Raw genomic sequence first — 21,304 nt, forward strand, 5'->3', positions numbered from 1 at the left:
GCACACCTCATTATTGATTGATATTTTCGGTCAAGGCAATCAGCTGCTCGCCAGATTTAACAGTTTGATTATTGATCCGATCAACGCCACCATATGCTAATGTATTGGTAATGATCACCATGACTGTTGAATCGTAGCCCGCTGCTTTGATTGCCGCCACATCAAACGTACCTAATAGATCACCTTGTTGTACGATTTGGCCTTTACGTACGCTAGTCGTGAAGTGAGCACCCGCTAAATTAACTGTATCGATACCTAAATGGATCAATATTTCGGCTCCAGCATCGGTTTTGATACCGTAAGCATGCATCGAATCGTAGGTCACCGTTACCGTACCACTAGCTGGTGCGTAAACATTGTTATCACTCGGAATAATTGCGGCACCTTTACCCATGATCTCGGCAGAGAAAACTTGATCATCAACTTGTTGCAGCGGCACTGATTCACCTGCTACCGGCGCAGCAACGATTTCGTCTTGAACCTTACCAGCATCACTGGCTTCCGGTGCTAAATTGATGTCGGCGGCCGCATCAGTAACGGCGGCCATTTCCGGTGTAGCGTTCAAAACGCGCTTACCATAGACAAAAGTCAATGCGAAACCAAGCACAAAACTGATAACGACCCCGATCAGAAAACCTGGTACTGATCTGGCTGAAATACAGATAAAGCCGATCACACTGGCTGGTCCCATAGAAACTGATAAGACGTGCATTGCCCCGATTACTGCACTAGCGATTCCAGAAGCGATCATTGCACAAACAAACGGGAATTTTAACTTTAAGTTGACCCCAAAAATTGCTGGTTCAGTAATACCAAGTAAAGCTGAAACACTAGCTGAAGAAGCCAACCCTTTTTGCTTTTTATTCTTAGTGACAAAGAATACTGCCAAACAAGCAGCCCCTTGAGCAATATTCGCCATCGAAGCAATCGGGAAAATAAATGAACCGCCAGTTTGTTTAACATTGGCTAATAAGGTCGTCTCGATCGCCGGAAAAGTTTGATGTAAACCAGTGATCACAATCGCAGAATAGAAAGTCCCAAAAATTCCGGTACCAAACGCTCCTGCTGTGTTATAAAGCCAAACTAATCCAGTCGTTAAGCCATCTGAAACGCCGCGCATCACCGGACCAACCACGATAAAAGTCAAAAAACCAGTAATGATAATAGCCAACATTGGTGTAAATGTGAAATCAAACGCGCTAGAAATATGGCGATGGAAATACTTCTCTAAATTGGCTAAGATCCACGCAACAACTAATACTGGTAGGACAGAACCCTGATAGCCAGCTTGAGCAACGTTCAAGCCAAAAACGTTCCAGAAAACCATCTTACCAGCGGCCATTGTGGTCGCGACCGCATAGCCATTGATCAAATCCGGAGCAACCATGATCATCCCCATAGCGGCCCCTAGATAAGGATTCCCCCCAAAACGCTTAGTAGCTGAGAACCCAACCAAGATCGGTAAGAACGTAAATGGTGCCGAAGCCATCGTATTGACAATCTGGGCAAAACCATTCAACGCGGGATAAGCTTGGACAACTGATTTTGCCATAAATAAATGTTCAGCAGTTAAAACATTATTTAAAGCCATTAACAAACCACCGGCAACTAACGCAGGAATGATCGGAATAAAAATATCAGATAAGACCTTGATCAAAGCCATAAACGGATTAATCTTTTTACCATTAACTGCTGCAGCTTTGATATCATCCGGTGTCGCTTCACTCAATCCAGTTGTTTTGATCAGTTCGGCATATACCTTATCTACATCCCCTGGTCCAATAATAATTTGAAATTGACCGTTAGTTTCAAACGTCCCCTTAACACCAGGATTCGCGTCCAATGCTTTCTGATTGATCTTACTTTCATCCTTGATCACCATTCGTAAACGCGTTGCACAATGCGCTGCTGCTTGAATATTATCCGCACCAACAGCACTAAGAACATCCTTGGCCACCTTTGCATGATCCATTATCATTACCTCCAACTATTTTATGTAATCGCTTTATGTTTATTATCATACTCACTTTTTTAAAATTGTCAAACGTATATCATTTAAAAAATTAACAATCATCGATTCATAATAAATAAAAGATCTAGTAAATGATTATCGTTTGACATAAAATGGTATAAAAGCTAATATAGCAAGTAAAGTTAACGATTGCATTTAAAATGGATCGTTATATTCTAACTAGTAGAAATCGAGGAATCGAGCATGACTTTAATTAAAAAATGGACACGCGCACTTAGATATCAAAGTTATTCAAAATGGCCCCCTGCTACACAACAAGCACTTTTAGCAACTGTCAGCACATCTCCTTGGCGTTTGGGCTATCACATTCAATCCGATAGCGGACTACTGAACGATCCTAATGGTTTTGCTTATTTCAATAACAAGTGGCATTTATACTACCAGAACTTCCCTTTTGGCCCAGTTCATGGGTTAAAATCATGGCGTCATTTAACTTCCGATGATTTAGTCCACTGGCAAAAGACAGCTGGCGATCTGTTACCAGATTCTGCCTACGATAGTCACGGCGCCTATTCCGGCTCTGCCTTACCACTTGGCAATCAATTATTTCTGATGTATACCGGTAATGTGCGCGACGCAAATTGGCAACGTCACCCATATCAAAACGGCGCTGTGCTGGACCAGCATAACCAGCTCACCAAATTAAGTAAACCATTGATCAGCGAACCACCAGCTGGTTACACCAGTGAATTTCGTGATCCGCAGATCATCGCAAAACAAGACCAATATTGGGCATTTATTGGTGGACAAACTAACGACAAAGTAGGCACTATCCTTGTTTATCAGTCCAATGACCTACACCAATGGGATTTTATGGGCCCGCTACAACTAGACCAACCCAAAATTGGCTATATGATCGAATGCCCTAATTTAATCCAAATCGGCAATACCACTGTTTTGATCAGTTGTCCCCAAGGTTTAGCACAGTCAACACTCGCTTACCAAAATATTTATCCCAATACTTATTTGCTTAGTGACCAAGTCGACTGGGAAAACTTAACTTTCAACGCACAATACTCACTTAAATTACTAGATGATGGTTTTGACGTTTATGCCACGCAGGCGATCAATGCGCCGGATGGCCGTGCGTTAGCCGTGTCGTGGATTGGCTTGCCTGAGATCGACTATCCCACTGATCGTTACGGTTGGGCCCATTGTTTAAGTCTGATCAAGGAATTAACGATCAAGGACGGCCACCTTTATCAATACCCTGTCAGCGAGAATCAAAAATTACGCACTGATGAGCAACAATTCAACGTTCAGGCAACGCCAGCACCGACAGTTATCCAAGCTAACAGTGGTCAACAATACGAGTTGGCTTTAAACCTTGCCGCAGATCAAGAAATTACACTACACATCGCAGAAAATAGTGACGCTTCTGCCTTTTTTGAGGTAAAATTAAACAGTAAAACCGGTGTTGTCACTGTTGATCGCCAAGCTGCTGGTGAACCATTTGCTGAAAAATACGGCACAGTCCGCACGAGTCAATTACCAGCCCATCACGCGATCACTTTAAATTTATTTGTTGACCATTCAGTTTGCGAGATGTACCTCAATCATGGTTACACTACCCTGACTGCACGCTTTTTCCCCAAGCCGGGCCAACAACAACTATCAGTTAGCAGTCCCACAACGGCTGAGCTCACCGGAAAATTTTGGCAATTAAACGCCATAGATTAAGGAATGATACACGATGGTCAAACTAACTGACGTCGCCAAATTAGCTGGCGTTTCCGCTACTACCGTTTCACGAGTGATCAATAACTACGGTTCTTTATCGCAACACACTAAAGATAAAGTATTTGCCGCAATGCAGGAACTAAATTATCAGCCCAACAGTCTAGCACGTTCGCTGCAAGGTAAGGAAACAAAATTAATCGGCGTTATTTTCCCATCAGTTAGTAACCCTTTTTTTGGTGAGCTCGTTTCATTACTAGAAAGCCATCTTTTCGCCAAAGGCTACAAAGTCATCTTATGTAATAGCGCGGAGAATAAAGAAAAAGAGCGGGCGTATTTACAAATGTTGATTGCCAACCAAGTTGATGGTATTATTGCCGGTGCTCATAATCTAGGCATTGCGGAATATGAACGCGTCGGTTTGCCCATCATTTCGTTTGACCGTGCCTTATCAAATACGATTCCAATCGTCAGCAGCGATAATTATACCGGCGGCGCATTGGCAACGGAAGCATTACTAAAAGCTGGGGCTAAAAAAATCGTCATCCTTTCTGGAATCAACCAGCCGAATTCTCCAACGACGGAACGCTTAAATGGCTATGCCGATACTCTAAAAGCAGCCGACCTACAACCAATCACTGCTGAGATCGATTTTCATACCGCCGCTAATATCAAAGCCTTAAAGATCCATCAGTTACTCGTTGATCAAAAACCGGACGGTGTCTTTTGTACCGATGATCTATCGGCACTTTTACTAATAAATGAAGCGCAAAAATTAGGCTTGGCTATCCCAACTGACTTACAAGTAGTTGGCTATGACGGTACTAAATTAATTCAAGATTATCATCCCGAATTAACTACGATCATGCAACCCATCGATGATATCGCTACTTTATTGATTGATCTGTTGCTACAAAGAATCAAAGACCACCATGTAGCTTTACAACCACGCTACCAATTGCCGGTCAAATTGATCAATGGCCAAACAACGCGTTAAGTTGAATTAAACACGCAAAAAAGCTTCCTACCAACAGTAAACGAGGTTGCGATAATCCCTCCATAATCATCAGATGAATTATTGTATTTCATCTGATGATTATGGAGGGATTATTATATGCCAAGATCCAAACTCACTGCCCTTGAAAAACTCAAACTGATCGAGGCGTTTCAACAGTCAGGTATATCGAGAACGCCACTTTTGCACGACAGCGTGGAATCGATGAGAAAGCGCTTGGAAGAAGCCAAAAAGAACATCCACTATAGCAAGGAATTGAAGCTCAGAACAAACAAAAAAGCAACCCTACTAAAAATTAATTTAGTAAGATTGCACTTATTCGATTGTGTCCATATTCGGACATCAATACCGGCGATCGGGGTCGAACCGATACTCCCGCGAGGGAACTGGATTTTGAATCCAGCGCGTCTGCCAATTCCGCCACGCCGGCATAATACTTATTTTTAAAAGCATGGATACCATACCTTTTTAATACAAAGGCGGTAACCGGATTTGAACCGGTGATAGAGGTTTTGCAGACCTTTGCCTTACCACTTGGCTATACCGCCATCATCAAGGTTCAAATACCTTGAAACTTTTAAACTGGGATAGCTGGATTCGAACCAGCGCATGACAGAGTCAAAGTCTGTTGCCTTACCGCTTGGCTATATCCCAATATGGTACAAGGGCGGTATGTGGGAATCGAACCCACGCGTGCCGGAGCCACAATCCGGTGCGTTAACCACTTCGCCAATACCGCCATGGCAGGGATAGTAGGAGTTGAACCCACATCAACGGTTTTGGAGACCGTGATTCTACCATTGAACTATATCCCTATTATAAAAATGGAGGAGAGTGGATTCGAACCACCGAACCCGAAGGAGCGGATTTACAGTCCGCCGCGTTTAGCCACTTCGCTACTCCTCCATAAATGGCGCGGGACAGAATCGAACTGCCGACACATGGAGCTTCAATCCATTGCTCTACCGACTGAGCTACCGAGCCATATGAAAATATTATAAGCGGTCCCAACGGGACTCGAACCCGTGATCTCCTGCGTGACAGGCAGGCGTCCTAACCAACTAGACCATGGAACCAATGTTGATGGAGGTTACAGGGATCGAACCTGTGACCCCCTGCTTGTAAGGCAGGTGCTCTCCCAGCTGAGCTAAACCTCCATAATGACCCGTACGGGATTTGAACCCATGTTACCGCCGTGAAAGGGCGGTGTCTTAACCACTTGACCAACGGGCCAGCATAGCTGACGGAGAGTAAGGGATTCGAACCCTTGATACAGGCAATACCCGTATACATGATTTCCAATCATGCTCCTTCAGCCGCTCGGACAACTCTCCATGACTCGACTCCGGCTGTCGGACTCGAACCAACGACATTCTGATTAACAGTCAGACGCTCTACCAACTGAGCTAAGCCGGAATTATAAACAGCGTGGCAACGTCCTACCCTCGCAGGGGGTGCTCCCCCAACTACTCTCGGCGTTAAGAAGCTTAACTTCTGTGTTCGACATGGGAACAGGTGTATCCTTCTTGCTATCGCCACCACACCACTTTCTGAGAACGTTACGCTCTCAAAACTGGATATTCAATTTATTTGCCCTTGAACTAACCTGCGTAAATGCTACTTGGTTAAGTCCTCGACCGATTAGTATTGGTCCGCTCCATGCCTCACGACACGTCCACTTCCAACCTATCTACCTGATCATCTTTCAGGGGTCTTACTTCCATAAAGGAATGGGAAATCTCATCTTGTGGGGGGCTTCACACTTAGATGCTTTCAGCGTTTATCCCGGCCATACTTAGCTACCCAGCGATGCGCCTGGCGGCACAACTGGTACACCAGCGGTATGTCCATTCCGGTCCTCTCGTACTAGGAACAGCTCCACTCAAATTTCCTACGCCCGCGACGGATAGGGACCGAACTGTCTCACGACGTTCTGAACCCAGCTCGCGTACCACTTTAATGGGCGAACAGCCCAACCCTTGGGACCAACTACAGCCCCAGGATGTGATGAGCCGACATCGAGGTGCCAAACCTCCCCGTCGATGTGGACTCTTGGGGGAGATAAGCCTGTTATCCCCAGGGTAGCTTTTATCCGTTGAGCGATGGCCCTTCCATACGGAACCACCGGATCACTAAGCCCGACTTTCGTCCCTGCTCGACCTGTAAGTCTCGCAGTCAAGCTCCCTTATGCCTTTACACGCTATGAATGATTTCCAACCATTCTGAGGGAACCTTTGGGCGCCTCCGTTACTTTTTAGGAGGCGACCGCCCCAGTCAAACTGCCCACCTGACACTGTCTCCCGCCACGCTGAGTGGCGCGGGTTAGAGGGTTCATACTGCAAGGGTAGTATCCCACCAATGCCTCCACCGAAACTAGCGTTCCGGCTTCAACGGCTCCTACCTATCCTGTACAAGCAGTACAAACACTCAATATCAAGCTACAGTAAAGCTCCATGGGGTCTTTCCGTCCTGTCGCGGGTAACCCGCATCTTCACGGGTATTATAATTTCACCGAGTCTCTCGTCGAGACAGTGCCCAGATCGTTACGCCTTTCGTGCGGGTCGGAACTTACCCGACAAGGAATTTCGCTACCTTAGGACCGTTATAGTTACGGCCGCCGTTTACTGGGGCTTCATTTCTGGGCTTCGTACCGAAGTACTAACTCATCCACTTAACCTTCCAGCACCGGGCAGGCGTCAGCCCCTATACGTCATCTTACGATTTAGCAGAGACCTGTGTTTTTGATAAACAGTCGCCTGGGCCTATTCACTGCGGCTGATCGTTAGATCAGCACCCCTTCTTCCGAAGTTACGGGGTCATTTTGCCGAGTTCCTTAACGAGAGTTCTCTCGCACACCTGAGGATACTCTCCTCGACTACCTGTGTCGGTTTGCGGTACGGGTAGTTTATTTCTCACTAGAAGCTTTTCTCGGCAGTGTGACATCAAGGACTTCGCTACTTAAATTCGCTCCCCATCACAACTTGTCCGTACAGGTGCAAGCATTTGACTCACACCAAGACTTATTGCTTGGCCGCACATTTCCAATCGTGCGGATCCTTTAGCCTCCTGCGTCCCTCCATCGTTCAAACAAAATAAACTAGTACAGGAATCTCAACCTGTTGGCCATCGCTTACGCCTTGCGGCCTCAGCTTAGGTCCCGACTAACCCTGGGAGGACGAGCCTTCCCCAGGAAACCTTAGTCATACGGTGGACAGGATTCTCACCTGTCTTTCGCTACTCATACCGGCATTCTCACTTCTAAGCGCTCCAGTTGTCCTCACGATCAACCTTCAACGCCCTTAGAACGCTCTCCTACCATGACCACATAAGTGGTCATCCACAGTTTCGGTATTATGTTTAGCCCCGGTACATTTTCGGCGCAGGGTCACTCGACTAGTGAGCTATTACGCACTCTTTAAATGGTGGCTGCTTCTGAGCCAACATCCTAGTTGTCTATGCAACCCCACATCCTTTTCCACTTAACATAAATTTGGGGACCTTAACTGGTGGTCTGGGCTGTTTCCCTTTCGACAATGGATCTTATCACTCACTGTCTGACTCCCGGATAATTCATCAATGGCATTCGGAGTTTATCTGAATTCAGTAACCCAAGACGGGCCCCTAGTCCAAACAGTGCTCTACCTCCATGATGGTCAATTCCGAGGCTAGCCCTAAAGCTATTTCGAAGAGAACCAGCTATCTCCAAGTTCGTTTGGAATTTCACCGCTACCCACACCTCATCCCAGCATTTTTCAACATACACGGGTTCGGTCCTCCAGTGTGTTTTACCACACCTTCAACCTGGACATGGGTAGGTCACTTGGTTTCGGGTCTACGTCTACATACTAAACGCCCTATTCAGACTCGCTTTCGCTATGGCTCCGCCTTATCAGCTTAACCTCGCATGCAAACGTAACTCGCCGGTTCATTCTACAAAAGGCACGCTATTACCCATTAACGGGCTCTAACTAATTGTAGGCACACGGTTTCAGGAACTGTTTCACTCCCCTTCCGGGGTTCTTTTCACCTTTCCCTCACGGTACTGGTCCACTATCGGTCACTAGGTAGTATTTAGCCTTGGGAGATGGTCCTCCCAGATTCCGACGGAATTTCACGTGTTCCGCCGTACTCAGGATCCTGAACGAAGAGCCGTTGATTTGACTTACGGGACTTTCACCCTGTTTTGTTCAGCATTCCAACTGACTCAGTTATCAACGACTTTGGTAACTCCAAAGTTCAGTCCTACAACCCCACAATGCAAGCATCATGGTTTGGGCTGTTCCCCGTTCGCTCGCCGCTACTTAGGGAATCGAATTTTCTTTCTGTTCCTGCAGGTACTGAGATGTTTCAGTTCCCCACGTTTACCTCTCATAAGCTATGTATTCACTTATGAGTAACCAACGACTAAGTTGGCTGGGTTCCCCCATTCGGAAATCTCCGGATCAAAGCTTACGTACAGCTCCCCGAAGCATATCGGTGTTAGTACCGTCCTTCATCGGCTCCTAGTGCCAAGGCATCCACCGTGCGCCCTTCTTAACTTAACCTATTTGATACCTAACGGTATCACGGTTAGAGTTTAGCGATTAAGAAATACTTTCTTAAAAAACTCTTTAAAACGCAGTGTTAATTCTCGGTTTATATATTACAAAGAAATTGAATATCCAGTTTTCAAAGTACAACGTTTGAGAGTAAGCCTCTCAAAACTAAACAAAGTTTCAAAACAAATCGTGTAGGTTTCCGTAATTATTCCTTAGAAAGGAGGTGATCCAGCCGCAGGTTCTCCTACGGCTACCTTGTTACGACTTCACCCCAATCATCTGTCCCACCTTAGGCGGCTAGTTCCCTAAAAGGGTTACCCCACCGACTTCGGGTGTTACAAACTCTCATGGTGTGACGGGCGGTGTGTACAAGGCCCGGGAACGTATTCACCGCGGCGTGCTGATCCGCGATTACTAGCGATTCCGGCTTCATGTAGGCGAGTTGCAGCCTACAATCCGAACTGAGATCGGCTTTAAGAGATTAGCTTACCCTCGCGGGTTCGCAACTCGTTGTACCGACCATTGTAGCACGTGTGTAGCCCAGGTCATAAGGGGCATGCTGATTTGACGTCATCCCCACCTTCCTCCGGTTTGTCACCGGCAGTCTTACTAGAGTGCCCAACTAAATGCTGGCAACTAGTCATAAGGGTTGCGCTCGTTGCGGGACTTAACCCAACATCTCACGACACGAGCTGACGACAACCATGCACCACCTGTCACTTTGTCCCCGAAGGGAAAGCTGTATCTCTACAGTGGTCAAAGGATGTCAAGACCTGGTAAGGTTCTTCGCGTTGCTTCGAATTAAACCACATGCTCCACCGCTTGTGCGGGCCCCCGTCAATTCCTTTGAGTTTCAACCTTGCGGTCGTACTCCCCAGGCGGAATGCTTAATGCGTTAGCTGCAGCACTGAAGGGCGGAAACCCTCCAACACTTAGCATTCATCGTTTACGGTATGGACTACCAGGGTATCTAATCCTGTTCGCTCCCCATACTTTCGAGCCTCAGCGTCAGTTACAGACCAGACAGCCGCCTTCGCCACTGGTGTTCTTCCATATATCTACGCATTTCACCGCTACACATGGAGTTCCACTGTCCTCTTCTGCACTCAAGTTTCCCAGTTTCTAATGCACTTCTTCGGTTAAGCCGAAGGCTTTCACATCAGACTTAAAAAACCGCCTGCGCTCGCTTTACGCCCAATAAATCCGGACAACGCTTGCCACCTACGTATTACCGCGGCTGCTGGCACGTAGTTAGCCGTGGCTTTCTGGTTGGATACCGTCAAAGGACTAACAGTTACTCTAGTCCCTGTTCTTCTCCAACAACAGAGTTTTACGATCCTAAAACCTTCTTCACTCACGCGGCGTTGCTCCATCAGACTTTCGTCCATTGTGGAAGATTCCCTACTGCTGCCTCCCGTAGGAGTTTGGGCCGTGTCTCAGTCCCAATGTGGCCGATTACCCTCTCAGGTCGGCTACGTATCATTGTCTTGGTAAGCCGTTACCTTACCAACTAACTAATACGCCGCGGGTCCGTCCAAAAGTGACAGCCAAAGGCCGTCTTTTACATTCAGACCATGTGGTCTGAATGGTTATGCGGTATTAGCATCTGTTTCCAAATGTTATCCCCCACTTAAGGGTAGGTTACCCACGTGTTACTCACCCGTCCGCCACTCACGTCAATCAACGTCCACTGCAAGCAGCTTCGGTCGACGTCAGTGCGTTCGACTTGCATGTATTAGGCACGCCGCCAGCGTTCGTCCTGAGCCAGGATCAAACTCTCATATAAAATGAAAATTGATTGCTCAATTGATTTTGTTGCTAGCGAGTTATAATTCAAATTGAATTGACTTCGCAAATGTTTGCTTTATCTCGAACCGGTCCGAAGGCCGGTAAAAAATAAAGACCCTACACATTTGATTTGTCGAAACTTTGTTCAGTTTTCAAAGGTCTACCTTGTTGCTCAACACAACTTAATCAGTTTATCATGACGAGCGAAGCTTGTCAAGAACTTTTTGAATAAATATTCAAGCCGTTCATTTCTGATTTCGTTATGCCTTGTTAAATCAAGCTTTTACTCTGCATCTTTATGCAAGTAGAAATGAATAACTCAACAAGTGACAACTTTATTAGTTTATCAAGTTAAGCAAGATATGTCAACAAAAAGTTTTAAAAACTTTTTTCAACGACACGAGCTATAACTGACAACAACAAATACTATATCAACATTTCGCGGTAGCGTCAAGGATATTTATAATTAAAATTTGCTTTATTTCAGATTACGAATGCTAATTAATTTATCTTTATAATTGTACGTATTAAAAAAGCATAATTACCGTAAAAGGGTAATTATGCATTCGTTACTGTTCGTTTCTATTATTTAGTGATTTTTTCTACACCACGCATATAAGGAACAAGAACTTTCGGTACGGTCACACTGCCATCTTCATTTTGATAATTTTCTAAAATAGCTGCAACAGTACGACCAACCGCTAAGCCTGATCCATTCAATGTGTGTAATAAATTGACTTTGCCTTCACTATCACGGTAACGAATCTGTGCACGGCGCGCTTGGAAATCTAAGCAATTTGAACAACTTGAAATTTCACGATAAGTTTCTTGCGCCGGAATCCATACCTCTAGATCGTAAGTTTTCGCCGCAGAAAAGCCCATATCACCAGTTGATAAAGTAATAACATGATAGGGCAATTCAAGCTTTTGTAAGATATTTTCTGCATTAGCTGTCATTTTTTCTAATTCATTAAATGATTCTTCTGGCTTAACGTACTTGACCATTTCCACTTTATTGAACTGGTGTAGTCGAATCAAGCCACGAGTATCCCGACCAGCACTACCTGCTTCAGAACGGAACGATGGACTCAACGCTGTGAAGTAAACCGGTAATTGTGCTTCATCCAAAATTTCACCACGATAGTAATTAGTCAATGGTACTTCAGCGGTCGGAATCATGGTCATTTCTTTGTCATCAGTCACCGTTGAGAAAACGTCCTCCCGGAACTTAGGGAACTGGCCCGTCCCAAACATCGAATCATCATTGACCATATAAGGTGTGATCATTTCGGTATAGCCTTCTTTTTCATGCTCATCCAGCATGAAATTATAAACGGCACGTTCTAACTTAGCACCTAAACCTTTATAGAAGAGAAAACGGCTGCCGGCCACTTTAGCGCCGCGTTCAAAATCAAGAATATCGAGATCTTCACCAATCTCCCAATGTGGTTTCGGCGTAAAATCAAACTGGCGCGGTGTACCGATCTTGCGCTCTTCATGATTAGCTGATTCGTCTGGACCGACTGGAATCGATGCATCTGGTAAGTTAGGTAAACGAACTGCGATATAGCGAACTTGTTCATTTAGCCCGGCAAGCTTTTCATCAACTTGTTTAACTTGAGCACCAACCTCGCGCATTTCTGTGATCATATCTGTTGCGTCTGCTTTATTGCGTTTCAATTCAGCAATTTGCTTAGAAACCTCATTGCGTTTTTGCTTTAAGTTTTCAGAAACGGCAATTTGTTCCCGCCGTGCTTCATCTAATTCAACTAAGTGATCGATCTCTGCTGGATCAACACCACGTGTTGCTAAGCGCTGTTTCACTTCTTCCTTGTTTTGCCGAATCATTTTAACATCTAACATGATTAAATCCTCCATTAATTAAATTTTAAACGCAATACAAAAAAAGCCGACTCATCCCCGTAATTGGGACGAATCAGCTTCGCGGTACCACCCAAGTTTGACTATCATTAGCCACCCTCAATTGTCGATAACGATCGTTGACCGTGCAGGATTAACTGCCCGCTATTGTGCTGGAAGCGGTCCGAATGGCTTTGCAGCTACCACCATTTCTCTTAACAGACCTTAGGCACATCATCGCGTTTAAATAATGTAGTTAGTGTACTCGAATTTTTAATAAAAGGCAACTCGAAAAAAGTTGTGCCACATATTGCAATCGATTTTCAGCATGATACAATATATGGTGCTGTTCAGACCCATTTAAGGTTAAACTTATTTGTACGGGCCTAAACTTGTGTTATTGCTCGTTAAACAATCCCAATTAAAAACCGAAAACAAGGAGCCTATTATTATGATCGTACTTGCAGGAACAATTGGCGCAGGTAAAACAAGCCTTACTACGCTATTGGCGGAACATTTAAATTCGCAAGCCTTCTATGAATCCGTTGATGACAATCCCGTTCTCCCTTATTTCTATCAGGATCCAAAAAAGTATGCCTTCTTACTCCAGATTTATTTTTTAAATAAACGGATGGCTCAATTAAAAGCTGCTGATCGCATCACTAACAGTGTGATGGATCGGTCAATCTTCGAAGATTCATTATTGTTCCACTTAAACGCGGATCTAGGCCGGGCGACTGAAACAGAAGTTGCCGTGTATGATTCATTATTAGATAACATGCTTCAAGAATTACCACAGCAAGACTACCATAAACGTCCTGACTTACTGGTCCATATCAACATTTCTTTTGAAACCATGTTAAAACGAATCGAAAAGCGTAACCGGCCTTATGAACAGATCACGCAAGACCCTAGCCTTTACGATTATTACCGGACGTTAAATCAACGTTATTCACAATGGTACGATGATTATAATGAAAGTCCTAAAATCCAAATCGATGGTGATCAACTTGACTTCGTCAGCGATGAGCTTGCCCGTAAGCGGGTCATTGAGCTAATTGATCAAAAATTAGCTAGCCTCCGGCAACCAGCATCTGCTGCTAGCAATCACCAATAATAAACGGCTCTTTGTCAAATCCTGTTGATGAATAGCTTTTACAGAGTTGAAAGTCATGCGACTTTCAACTCTGTTTTTTTCATTGGTTTTGTTCTCATTTGCCGTAACTTAATACGTGAAATCATATGATGGTAATTACGGAATCCAAATGCTGTGCGTTGAATTTGTTTAATCATTCGATTCATGCCTTCGACTGGGCCATTCGTATAGTCCGATTCACTGGCGTTGAGTACAACCACTAAGTTCTTTTTGAACGTTTGAAACACTGCTTTCATGTAGGGACTTATATTTTGATTTGTATATAGATCTTCCACAAGCTTGTCTTTGTCTTGATTCTTAAGGTTTTCCATGATGCTTTGCATCGACTCGTACGATGCTTTAAGTTCTTCGTTAATTGTCAGTCCTTGTTCTACACGTTCTAGTTGTGTGAGTTGTTTTCGCAGGTGTCGGTCATAAAAGACATGTTCCTCATCTAGATTTCCGGCATACTTCAAATAAAGCCGCCAGGCGAACTTTAACGTGCGATATTCATAGGATCTTTTATTGTACTTTTTCATGGTTTGTACCCGAGTTTGATTAAAAGCTCGAGTCATCATTGCAATGATGTGAAAGCGGTCGATCACAATTTTTGCCTGCGGAAACATTGCCTTGGCAATGTCTTGATAGTAACTATTTAGATCTACGGTAACTGTTTTGACACGTGCTCGAACACTTGCTGGAAATTGTTTAAAATAATCAGTAATACTTTGCTTGAATCGGTCTGGCAGAATTTGTTGAATTTCGTGCTCACCAGCGCCATTAATACAGATGAAATGGAGCCGACCACCAATTCCTCTAAATTCATCCATGACGAGATGAACCGGTAGATAGTTAAGATTTCTGCGAAATAAGTCATCATAGTTGTCTAAGTAACGACAGACAGTGCTAGCTGATATGCCGGCATCGATCGCAATGCTAGCTTGAGTGCGGTCGTCTTGTAGACTCATAAACACTTTCTGACGCGTGGCTCGGGAGATACAACAGTACTTGTCTACCACATCAGCACTTTACAGCTTTTTAAAAAAATTTGGATATAAAAAGGCACGAATGCCTATTCTTTGCTAAAATGAGTTCGACAAAAAACCATTTAGAAAGAAGGATTCGTGTTGAACTCATTTTATCAAAAATCATCACTTTTAACCACCCTCCACGCCTATTTTTCTGATTTAAAAGCGGCTGGCTTGTCTAAGCCAATGGGCCTTAACTATTTTTGGTTGTGTCTAGCGTTGTTAGTGATCGGTGACCGCCACTCGATCCGCCACTTATTTGAACAATTTCTGGGCCGGGTGACGAAGCATTCTTTGAACACGTTTTATCGGGCTTTGGCAGTGATCGGTAACCACTTGCCACAGTTAGAAGTGCGCAACTTGACGTATTTACTGACCTTGATTCCCACTACTTGTCAGGACTTGCCCTTATTATTGGTTCTGGATGACACGGTCCAACCCAAGTTCGGCCACAAATTTACCGGCGTCAAATATCTATTCGATCACGCCGCACATACGGGTAAGCGGCTCGTCAATGCCCATGATTTCGTTACTTTAGGTCTGATGATCCCAACACAGCGGGACCAAGATGACCAGCCAGTTTATACGTTCTTGCCGTTAGCCACGCACCTTTATCAGGCGGAACAGGCGACCAAATACCAGCAAGCGGCGCAAATGATCAAGACGACTTTGAAATCGATCGCCAGCGACCAACAAGTGTTCCTACTGTGTGACAGTTGGTATCCCAAAGCTGAGATCAACCAACTGGTCATGACGCAACCTAATCTAGCTATGATCGCCAATGTGCGTAAAGATACCGCCATGTTTGGCTTACCCAAACGCACCGGTAAGCGCGGCCGGCCGCGGAAATATGGTGACCAGATCCATTTGGGAAATATTGCATTAAATCTTTGTTCGGCCGGAGATCAGATCGGTATAGTGCGGTGTCTGACACGCTTGATGCCCCAGCCAGTTTACATGATCCGCGTACAACGCAAGACGACTTGTCGTCTGTTCATGGCGACGAGCGCGCCCGAAGAATTAGCGGCGATCACAACCGAAACCCTAGCCGTTGATCCGACCCAGCTCACCTATCGGACGCCGGAGACCAGCGCCCCTGCGCCAGCGCTACGAGCGTTGGCCTACTATCAAAAACGTTGGGCGATCGAGACCTATTTTTATGAAATGAAAACATTCTGGCACTTCGGTGATTACGCCGTGCGTTCAGTAGCCAAGATTGAAGCCGATCATCATTTATTGAATACGGCGTATACCTTGATGATCGTATTGCCATTGACCCAACCTAGTTTAGCTTTTTTGGTAACCAAAAGTTTGCGTGAACGCAAACTCTGGTTAAGTCGGCAAATTCAAGCGGCGCTGTTTTTGGCTAGTTTAGCGCGGCAAGTGCAAAGGCGGTTAAAAACAACACCGGCCAAAGTGGTGATTCAGTGGTTGGCTTCTTGTTGGTCGGGGGTCAGTGAAAAGCTGTAAAGTGCTGTACCACATCAGAAGTAGCCATAAACGACGCTTTACAATTACGACAAATGACGCGTTCTTTATGGAGTTCTAAATAAACTGGTTCACTCGCATTCGCTGCCAGATAGGTCACGCGTGATACGTAGTGTCCATTATGACTTAGCTCGCAAAAGCCACAGTTAGCGCAATGTTTCTGGTCGAACTTAACCGTGGCTATATATACTTTTGCGCGCTTAGCTTTAATCACTTGATAGTTATATTTGTAAAAAACTACATTTGGGTCTTTAATACTGAGCACAAATTTTATATTATTATCTACAGGGTCCATAAGTTTTCACGTCCTTTAAAAAAGATGCTGTAGTGGGTGGATTTTTTAGGTGCGAGGCTTATGGGCCTTTTTTATTTTGCACTAAAAAATCCTGCTAATAGATTACCATGTTAAGTAAGCTATCAACAGGAAAAAGTATAGAACCTAATAAACTTCTCAGTCTAAAGTCAGTCATTGATTTTAGGCTTTTTTGTTAGTCAAAGTACGTTCAGCGTCGCTTTGCTTTTAGGTAATAGAATAGTAAAATGAGAAAAGTAGCCACAAAATAAATACTTGTAAGGAGCTTTGTGATGCTGTTTGAAGAAATATTTTTAGAAAAAGCGGATCTGCAGAAGTTTCAGATGTTTCGCGTTCTAAAATCAGCTGGTACTAATTCGTTTACGATCAATGATATTAGTGAACAGCTACACCTTTCATATCAACAAACTTATAATACCTTTCAAGATCTATTACAGGATATGCAAACAATGAATCCACAACTCGATTCAACCCTTAATCGACATGAATTACTATCTCAACACACGTTCAAAACTTCTTTAGAGCGCTATCGCCTTTTTCTACTGGAACAATCCTTAGTCTTTCAGTTTATTGATTATCTAGTCCAAGAAGCAGCGCCTTCAGTTAGTGAGTTTTGTGAACAACACTTCGTCAGTAAATCAACCTTACTCCGCAAGTCAGCGGCTTTAAAACGTTTCATGTTGCAGTACTCACTGCGATTTTCTTATACGGATCTGAAAATTGTTGGTGATGAATGCAATATTCGTTATTTTCTATTTATTGTTTATTGGATCGGTTTTCATGGTATGCGCTGGCCGTTACATCATTTTAGTGAAAGTTCACTCCAGCAATCACTTACAACCGTTAACACACCAGCAAATGACACGATCCTTACTTTACAAAAAAGATTGTTGCTTGGTATCATGCGTGTGCGCATCACCAATGGTTATTTGATCCACAATAATAATCTTTTCAAAATTCTCACCGCACATAATCCTAGTTTTGAACAATTAAGTCTACCAACTGAGTTATTTAATTATCTTTCCGCGCGCAATCGACAACGTGAGACTGAATTCTTCTTTTTCGCGCAATTTAGTTTGATCACTTCTGCAACGACTACCCAACAGCGTGCACACCAGCTGACGGCCTACCTAACTGAGCAGAAAAGTCCTTTATGGCAGTTAACTGTGGAACTTTTAGGTAACCTATCAACTACTTACAAGACTAAATTGACTGTCACTAACGAACCAACATTAACTTATAATATTTTGCGGTTATTGATGACCACGACTGCGTTACAAGGTAATTACCCAAAAGTGATTGATTTTTATCAGCCCGACTTGACTAGTTACACCCAAACACAACTTTATCAATATATACTAGCCTTTCTCAGCCGGACCACAGTAACGCAAAATGCCGCACAGCTTTATCATCACCGTGAACAGCTTGCCACTTATTTATGCTATCTGCTGCAGCCGAAATTGCATCACTTTGAAGACCACCAAATGGTCCGCATTTGGCTAGTGGCTGAAAATAACGACCGCTTAACTGACGAGCTTCAACGCTTCCTAAAGTTCTTAAAAATCGCGCAAGTCATGCAACCACCGGCACAACCGACTGATGCTGATTTAATTTTATCTACTATTGATACTCAAGCCCCGCTAATACAACAAATGGCCACCACAGGTATTCCTATCCTACATTGGAATCTAGAAGCCCATGATACTAATTTTTTTCAGTTATATACCGAGATCAAAACACTTTATATGGCTAAACAAACAACTACAAGATCCAACTAAACCGTTGCGCAGCTTTGCGCGGCGGTTATTTTTATGATTCGCGACAAAAAAAGTGCCAGCAACCATGACGGCTACTAGCACTTCTTTCCCTTTAATCATTAATCATGATGGATCTTAGTCAAGTCCACTTCATCCAATGGAATCATGTGGGTCTTGTAACGAATCTTGTAATACGTGAACAAGATAATGAACAGTGGCACACTCATATAACTGACCCCTAGCGCTTGCCAATCAAAAGTCTTCACCGCATGTAGATCCTGGCCAATAATAACCAAAATACCTAGTACCATCGCCAAAATCGGTCCAAATGGGAATAACTTAGCGTGGTATTTCAACTCACTTAGCTGATGGCCTTGCGCGATAAAGGCTTTACGGAACCGATAATGCGAAATCGCGATCCCTAGCCATGCAATAAAACCAGTTAGCCCGGAAGCCGAAACTAAGAACAGATAGATCCGTGGTCCCCAGATGCCAGTCAGGAAAGTGAACAAGCCAACAACGGTCGTCATCAATAAGGCAGCAACGGGAACACCACGGCCGTTCACACGACCAAAAATTTTCGGTGCGATATGTTGCTTCGACATGGCCCACAACATTCGTGTCGAAGCGTACATCCCGGAATTAGCTGCTGAGATCACTGACGTTAGGATCACGGCATTGATCACACTGGCAGCACTAGCTAAGCCAACGCGCCGGAATACCAACGTAAATGGACTGATCGCCACATCACTGGCACCCGAACCAAGTAGATCCTTACTGGTATACGGTAAGATTGCTGCAATCACGAAAATTGCTAGGATGTAGAATAATAAAATCCGCCAGAAAACTTGTTTGATTGCCTTAGGAATACTAGTTTCCGGTGTGGCTGATTCTCCGGCTGTAATTCCGATCAATTCCGTTCCTTGAAAGGAGAAGCCGGCAACCACGAACACACTTAAAATTGCTGGAATCCCACCGACAAACGGTGCTTTACTGATCGTAAAGTTGTGTAGCCCAATTGCGGGGCCCTTACCGCCCATAATACCGAAGATCGTTAAGAAACCAACAATCAAAAAGACGATAACCGTGACGACTTTGATGATCGATAACCAATACTCAGTCTCACCAAATGAGCGCACTGATAAGGCGTTAATAATAAAGATCACCGCTAAGAAAAACATACTGAAGATCCAACCAGGAATATGCGGTAACCAGAAATGCATCACGATCGCAGTCGTGGATACATCCACCGCCAAAGTGATCGCCCAGTTAAACCAATAATTCCAACCCATTGCAAAGCCCAACGCTGGATCCACAAAACGACCAGCATACGTGGCAAAAGATCCCGATACCGGAATATAAGTTGCCATTTCGCCCAAACTAGTCATCAAGAAATACACCATCAAGCCAATCCCGATATAGGCGATCAATGCCCCACCAGGACCAGCAGTCGAAATTGCCGAACCTGAAGCGACAAATAAGCCAGTCCCAATACTGCCACCCAATGCGATCATCGACAAATGCCGCGTCTTCAGCTCACGCTTTACGCTGCCTTGTTCATGATCAATATGCTGTTGCGCCATCTAAAAATTCCTCCTGAACCAAGTCTAAATTTAGAGGTGCGCCACTTAAACACAAAAAACCGCCCTTTTATGTAGCACCCACTGCTACACAAAAAGACGGTGTCTCTTTCTGTCAGTCGATAGCGCCCCGTGATGACTTCATCACGACAGTACTTGACTTATTCAGCCAAGCCCCAACACTTAATTGAAAAAGCAATTAAGCATTTCGGCAGATCACCCTTTTGCCAGCCCTCAATGACGCTTTTCGCCTCCGACTGGTGACTCATGATCTCTGCAACCTCAATCTAATTGTTAATAGTATACCGAATATTTAATTGTTTAACAAGGCTAGTGCTTATTTTTCTGCCTGGTTGATCGATTGACTCATACCATCATAGTTAAAATTCTGGTGTAAGAAGTCGTGATTATCCAGTGGGAAATGCTGCTCCAACGTGGCAAATGGTTGGATCGCAACTTGACCTTTTTGCAAACGATAATCCAAAATATGACCACCGATCGTCTTATGATCGTCACTTAAGAAATGTACATGATAGCCTGCGACTGCTACCCCTTGGAACAATTCTGGTGCATAGTAGCCGATCAAGGTGCCATGAATATTATCTTGGTTAAACTTTGGCTGCGTTTTAGTTGCTTCCGTCAAGCTCGGGTAAGGCTTTTGTTGCTCTTCAACGACCCGCGTATGCATATGAGCAAATTCACCCGTAATTTTAACCGCGAAGAATACATTGCGGTACGGGTAGTTTTGCAATAAATAACGTTCAACTTCAGTCTTATTCAAATTAGATAATTCAATTTGTTCCAGCGGATCATCGAAATGGACCGTTGCAAAAGGTACGGATTGCTCCGCTGACAATTCATTGACCGCGCCCGACTCAACTACTTGATAAGCGTGGCCATCAAGTACGACCAACTCACCATTAAAGTCTTGCACTGTCCCAATACCATAATTACCATGTTGCAACAACTCACCCACAGTCATTGTCCCTTCAAATAAACCGGGCACTAACAAACTAAGCGTACCGTGTTGAAAAAGAACTGACTGCTTTTTTTGCTCTGCCATTAAATAAACATCCTCCCATTTAGAGAGTGG

General features: G+C 44.2%; 9 protein-coding genes, 12 tRNA genes, 3 rRNA genes, 2 pseudogenes and 1 riboswitch. Of the genes and pseudogenes, 5 read left to right on the forward strand and 21 right to left on the reverse strand.

What is annotated here, in order from left to right; all coding sequences use genetic code 11:
- Positions 1 to 10 precede the first annotated feature (10 nt).
- Complete coding sequence (locus tag LC20001_RS10190; RefSeq protein ID WP_003678871.1) at positions 11 to 1,972, reverse strand: sucrose-specific PTS transporter subunit IIBC; 1,962 nt, start codon at positions 1,970 to 1,972, stop codon at positions 11 to 13.
- A 243-nt stretch (positions 1,973 to 2,215) separates the two neighbouring features.
- Here LC20001_RS10190 and LC20001_RS10195 point away from each other — a divergent pair, with 243 nt between their 5' ends.
- Positions 2,216 to 3,712, forward strand: coding sequence for a sucrose-6-phosphate hydrolase (locus LC20001_RS10195; RefSeq protein WP_003678869.1), 1,497 nt, complete (start codon positions 2,216 to 2,218; stop codon positions 3,710 to 3,712).
- 13 nt (positions 3,713 to 3,725) lie between these two features.
- Positions 3,726 to 4,706: a LacI family DNA-binding transcriptional regulator gene (locus tag LC20001_RS10200; protein WP_010010162.1), complete on the forward strand. Its 981-nt coding sequence runs from the start codon at positions 3,726 to 3,728 to the stop codon at positions 4,704 to 4,706.
- Positions 4,707 to 5,070: 364 nt separating this feature from the next.
- On the opposite strand, the gene LC20001_RS10205 is transcribed toward LC20001_RS10200, so the two are convergent.
- From LC20001_RS10205 to serS, 16 genes are all read right to left on the reverse strand, one after another.
- Positions 5,071 to 5,154, reverse strand: a tRNA-Leu gene (locus LC20001_RS10205).
- Positions 5,155 to 5,201: 47 nt separating this feature from the next.
- Positions 5,202 to 5,272: transfer RNA gene (locus LC20001_RS10210), tRNA-Cys, on the reverse strand.
- A gap of 34 nt (positions 5,273 to 5,306) precedes the next feature.
- Positions 5,307 to 5,378, reverse strand: a tRNA-Gln gene (locus LC20001_RS10215).
- A 12-nt stretch (positions 5,379 to 5,390) separates the two neighbouring features.
- Positions 5,391 to 5,463 (reverse strand) — tRNA-His (locus LC20001_RS10220).
- A 2-nt stretch (positions 5,464 to 5,465) separates the two neighbouring features.
- Positions 5,466 to 5,539: transfer RNA gene (locus LC20001_RS10225), tRNA-Trp, on the reverse strand.
- Between the two features lie 10 nt (positions 5,540 to 5,549).
- Positions 5,550 to 5,630 (reverse strand) — tRNA-Tyr (locus tag LC20001_RS10230).
- 5 nt (positions 5,631 to 5,635) lie between these two features.
- Positions 5,636 to 5,708: transfer RNA gene (locus LC20001_RS10235), tRNA-Phe, on the reverse strand.
- Positions 5,709 to 5,726: 18 nt separating this feature from the next.
- Positions 5,727 to 5,800 (reverse strand) — tRNA-Asp (locus LC20001_RS10240).
- 8 nt (positions 5,801 to 5,808) lie between these two features.
- Positions 5,809 to 5,881, reverse strand: a tRNA-Val gene (locus LC20001_RS10245).
- Positions 5,882 to 5,885: 4 nt separating this feature from the next.
- Positions 5,886 to 5,957 (reverse strand) — tRNA-Glu (locus tag LC20001_RS10250).
- 11 nt (positions 5,958 to 5,968) lie between these two features.
- Positions 5,969 to 6,058, reverse strand: a tRNA-Ser gene (locus LC20001_RS10255).
- 9 nt (positions 6,059 to 6,067) lie between these two features.
- Positions 6,068 to 6,140, reverse strand: a tRNA-Asn gene (locus tag LC20001_RS10260).
- Between the two features lie 10 nt (positions 6,141 to 6,150).
- Positions 6,151 to 6,267, reverse strand: a 5S ribosomal RNA gene (rrf, locus tag LC20001_RS10265).
- A gap of 78 nt (positions 6,268 to 6,345) precedes the next feature.
- Positions 6,346 to 9,268 (reverse strand): 23S ribosomal RNA (locus LC20001_RS10270).
- A gap of 210 nt (positions 9,269 to 9,478) precedes the next feature.
- Positions 9,479 to 11,048: ribosomal RNA gene (locus tag LC20001_RS10275) — 16S ribosomal RNA — on the reverse strand.
- Together the 16S, 23S and 5S rRNA genes with 12 tRNA genes alongside form the textbook arrangement of a ribosomal RNA operon.
- A 587-nt stretch (positions 11,049 to 11,635) precedes the next feature.
- The gene (serS, locus tag LC20001_RS10280; protein ID WP_056943348.1) at positions 11,636 to 12,913 is read right to left on the reverse strand and encodes a serine--tRNA ligase; all 1,278 of its coding nucleotides are present in this window, start codon (positions 12,911 to 12,913) and stop codon (positions 11,636 to 11,638) included.
- Between the two features lie 448 nt (positions 12,914 to 13,361).
- Between serS and LC20001_RS10285 the strand changes: the two genes are divergently transcribed.
- Positions 13,362 to 14,027 (forward strand): deoxynucleoside kinase, encoded by a 666-nt coding sequence (locus tag LC20001_RS10285; RefSeq protein ID WP_010009283.1) that lies wholly within the window; start codon positions 13,362 to 13,364, stop codon positions 14,025 to 14,027.
- A 53-nt stretch (positions 14,028 to 14,080) separates the two neighbouring features.
- Here LC20001_RS10285 and LC20001_RS10290 read toward each other — a convergent pair.
- Positions 14,081 to 15,073 (reverse strand): annotated as a pseudogene (locus LC20001_RS10290) (ISL3 family transposase); the annotation flags it as partial.
- Positions 15,074 to 15,169: 96 nt separating this feature from the next.
- On the opposite strand from LC20001_RS10290, the gene LC20001_RS10295 reads away from it, so the two are divergent.
- On the forward strand, positions 15,170 to 16,543 hold the full coding sequence (locus tag LC20001_RS10295) for an IS701 family transposase (RefSeq protein ID WP_145955953.1): 1,374 nt from the start codon (positions 15,170 to 15,172) through the stop codon (positions 16,541 to 16,543).
- On the opposite strand, the pseudogene LC20001_RS14780 reads toward LC20001_RS10295, so the two are convergent.
- A pseudogene (locus LC20001_RS14780) lies at positions 16,542 to 16,856 on the reverse strand (ISL3 family transposase); the annotation flags it as partial. The gene LC20001_RS10295 and the pseudogene LC20001_RS14780 sit on opposite strands and share 2 nt — an antisense overlap.
- Positions 16,857 to 17,146: 290 nt before the next feature.
- On the opposite strand from LC20001_RS14780, the gene LC20001_RS10305 reads away from it, so the two are divergent.
- Positions 17,147 to 18,652, forward strand: a complete 1,506-nt coding sequence (locus LC20001_RS10305; RefSeq protein ID WP_010010587.1) for a helix-turn-helix domain-containing protein — start codon at positions 17,147 to 17,149, stop codon at positions 18,650 to 18,652.
- Positions 18,653 to 18,750: 98 nt separating this feature from the next.
- Here LC20001_RS10305 and LC20001_RS10310 read toward each other — a convergent pair whose 3' ends face one another.
- Both LC20001_RS10310 and budA read right to left on the reverse strand, forming a co-directional pair.
- Positions 18,751 to 20,214, reverse strand: coding sequence for an amino acid permease (locus tag LC20001_RS10310; RefSeq protein ID WP_010010588.1), 1,464 nt, complete (start codon positions 20,212 to 20,214; stop codon positions 18,751 to 18,753).
- Positions 20,215 to 20,326: 112 nt separating this feature from the next.
- Positions 20,327 to 20,505: riboswitch (Lysine riboswitch) on the reverse strand.
- 43 nt (positions 20,506 to 20,548) lie between these two features.
- Positions 20,549 to 21,274, reverse strand: a complete 726-nt coding sequence (budA, locus tag LC20001_RS10315; protein ID WP_010010589.1) for an acetolactate decarboxylase — start codon at positions 21,272 to 21,274, stop codon at positions 20,549 to 20,551.
- Positions 21,275 to 21,304 lie beyond the last annotated feature (30 nt).

This window comes from Loigolactobacillus coryniformis subsp. coryniformis KCTC 3167 = DSM 20001 (assembly GCF_002706425.1).
In the GTDB taxonomy this organism is placed as follows: Bacteria; Bacillota; Bacilli; order Lactobacillales; family Lactobacillaceae; genus Loigolactobacillus; species Loigolactobacillus coryniformis.

Excerpts from the sequence above, each read along its gene's own strand:
- LC20001_RS10190 (WP_003678871.1), bottom strand. The coding sequence starts at position 1,972 with ATGGATCATGCAAAGGTGGCCAAGGATGTTCTTAGTGCTGTTGGTGCG.
- LC20001_RS10195 (WP_003678869.1), top strand. The coding sequence starts at position 2,216 with ATGACTTTAATTAAAAAATGGACACGCGCACTTAGATATCAAAGTTAT.
- LC20001_RS10200 (WP_010010162.1), top strand. The coding sequence starts at position 3,726 with ATGGTCAAACTAACTGACGTCGCCAAATTAGCTGGCGTTTCCGCTACT.
- serS (WP_056943348.1), bottom strand. The coding sequence starts at position 12,913 with ATGTTAGATGTTAAAATGATTCGGCAAAACAAGGAAGAAGTGAAACAG.
- LC20001_RS10285 (WP_010009283.1), top strand. The coding sequence starts at position 13,362 with ATGATCGTACTTGCAGGAACAATTGGCGCAGGTAAAACAAGCCTTACT.
- LC20001_RS10305 (WP_010010587.1), top strand. The coding sequence starts at position 17,147 with ATGCTGTTTGAAGAAATATTTTTAGAAAAAGCGGATCTGCAGAAGTTT.
- LC20001_RS10310 (WP_010010588.1), bottom strand. The coding sequence starts at position 20,214 with ATGGCGCAACAGCATATTGATCATGAACAAGGCAGCGTAAAGCGTGAG.
- budA (WP_010010589.1), bottom strand. The coding sequence starts at position 21,274 with ATGGCAGAGCAAAAAAAGCAGTCAGTTCTTTTTCAACACGGTACGCTT.